General features: G+C 73.3%; 1 protein-coding gene and 1 pseudogene. Both read left to right on the top strand.

All coding sequences use genetic code 11. The features are described from left to right. Positions 1–624 (top strand): signal peptidase II (locus tag ACWJ6R_RS35440; protein WP_449066397.1); only part of this gene is annotated, 624 nt, incomplete at its 5' end. Beyond that, positions 617–1,544: pseudogene (locus ACWJ6R_RS35435) on the top strand (RluA family pseudouridine synthase). The gene ACWJ6R_RS35440 and the pseudogene ACWJ6R_RS35435, both read left to right, overlap by 8 nt. Positions 1,545–1,965: the final 421 nt, after the last annotated feature.

Here is a 1,965-nt window from a genome sequence, read left to right as displayed (position 1 = left end):
GGCACTGTGCGCGGCGAGGCCGCGCACGGTGAGTCGGGCGGTGCCGGGCGCGGTGAGGGCGCGGGCGAGGACATGCCGGTCGCCCCTCCGGGAGCGCGGCGCATCGCCGTGCTCGCGACGATCGCACCGATCGTCTACCTCCTCGACCTGGTCACGAAGACGGTCGTGCTGAAGACCCTGGAGGGCCGGGACCCGCTCGTGGTCGTCCCGGACCTCCTCCAGTTCCGGGTGATCTTCAATTCCGGCGCCGCCTTCAGCATCGGCACCGGCATGACGATCGTCTTCACGTTCGTCGCGGCCGCCGTGGTGATCGCCATCCTGCGCACCGCGCGGCACCTGCGCAGCCTGCCCTGGGCGGTCACGCTCGGCCTGCTGCTCGGCGGGGCGCTCGGCAACCTGACCGACCGCGTCTTCCGCTGGCCCTCGGGCTTCGGCAGGGAGGCCCCGTTCCAGGGATACGTCGTCGACTTCATCGAGACCTTCCCCGGGCACTTCCCCGTCTGGAACATCGCCGACGCGGGGATCGTCTGCGGCGGCATCCTCGCGGTCTTCCTCGCCTGGCGGGGCTACCAGATCGACGGAACGCGCGACACCGGTCAGAAGGAGCAGAACGACAATGGCTGACCAGCGGAGTCTCCCGATCCCCAACGGCCTGGAGGGCGAGCGCCTCGACGCGGCCCTGTCCCGGTTGTTCGGCCTCTCCCGCACCCGCGCGGCGGAGCTGATCGCCTCCGGCGACGTGCTGGTGGACGGCTCCACCGCCGCCAAGTCCGACCGGGTCCAGGGCGGGGAGTGGCTGGACGTGACGCTGCCGCCGCCGCCCGTCGCGCCGATGCCGGTGGCCGAGCCCATCCCCGGCATGGCGATCCTCCACGAGGACGACGACATCATCGTCGTCAACAAGCCCGTCGGCGTGGCCGCCCACCCGACCACGGGCTGGACCGGGCCGACCGTCATCGGCGGTCTGCTGGGCAGCGGGCACCAGGTGGCCACCAGCGGCGCCGCCGAACGCCAGGGCATCGTGCACCGCCTGGACGCCAACACCACCGGCGCGATGGTCGTGGCCAAGAGCGAGCACGCCTACTCCCACCTGAAGCGGGCCTTCAAGGAGCGCACCGTCGACAAGCTCTACCACGCGCTGGTCCAGGGGCACCCCGACCCGCTGCGCGGCACCGTCGACGCGCCGATCGACCGCCACCCCTTCGGGGACGGCCGGTTCGCGGTCGTGGCGGGCGGCAAGGAGTCGGTCACCCACTACGACACGGTCGAGGCGTTCCGCGCCGCGTCGCTGCTGAGCATCAAGCTGGAGACCGGCCGGACGCACCAGATCCGGGTCCACATGTCGGCGCTGCGCCACCCGTGCGTCGGCGACATGCTGTACGGCGCGGACCCACGCTGGCCGCGCGGCTGGGCGTGACCCGGCAGTGGCTGCACGCGGTCTCCCTGAGCTTCGAGCACCGTCGACGGGCGAGTGGGTCGGTTTCACCGCGGACTACCCCGCCGACCTGGCGCACTCCCTCAAGGTCGTCAGCGGCGACTTCTAGGCCTTCCGGCCTTGCCCGCGGCGTTGCCCGGCGGGTTGGCGCCCATGGCGTTCGCCCCGTTCCCGGGATCGACCTGACCGGGCGAGCCCCCGCCGCCGTCCTTCCCGTTGCCGTTGCCGTTGCCGTTGCCGTTGCCATTCCCGTTCCCGGGGCCGTCGCCCTCGCCTCGGCCGTTCCCGGACTGCTTCCCGTCCGGCGGGCCCTGCCCGTCGCCGGATTCCTCCGGGGGCTCGGGGGAGGGCTTCGGGGGCTTCGGGGCGGGGTCCCGGGACGGCTTCTGCGAGGACTTCTCCGACGGCTTCGCTGCGGGCTTCCCGGACGATCCCTCCTGCGGCGCCCCGCCCTCCCGGGCGGGGACCCCCGTCGGGCGGGTGGCGGGCCGCGCGTCGCCGGACCCGGAAGGACGGGGAACCGCTCCCCG

The organism is Planomonospora algeriensis, from assembly GCF_977012225.1.
This window is presented reverse-complemented; position numbering and strand designations above follow the sequence as displayed.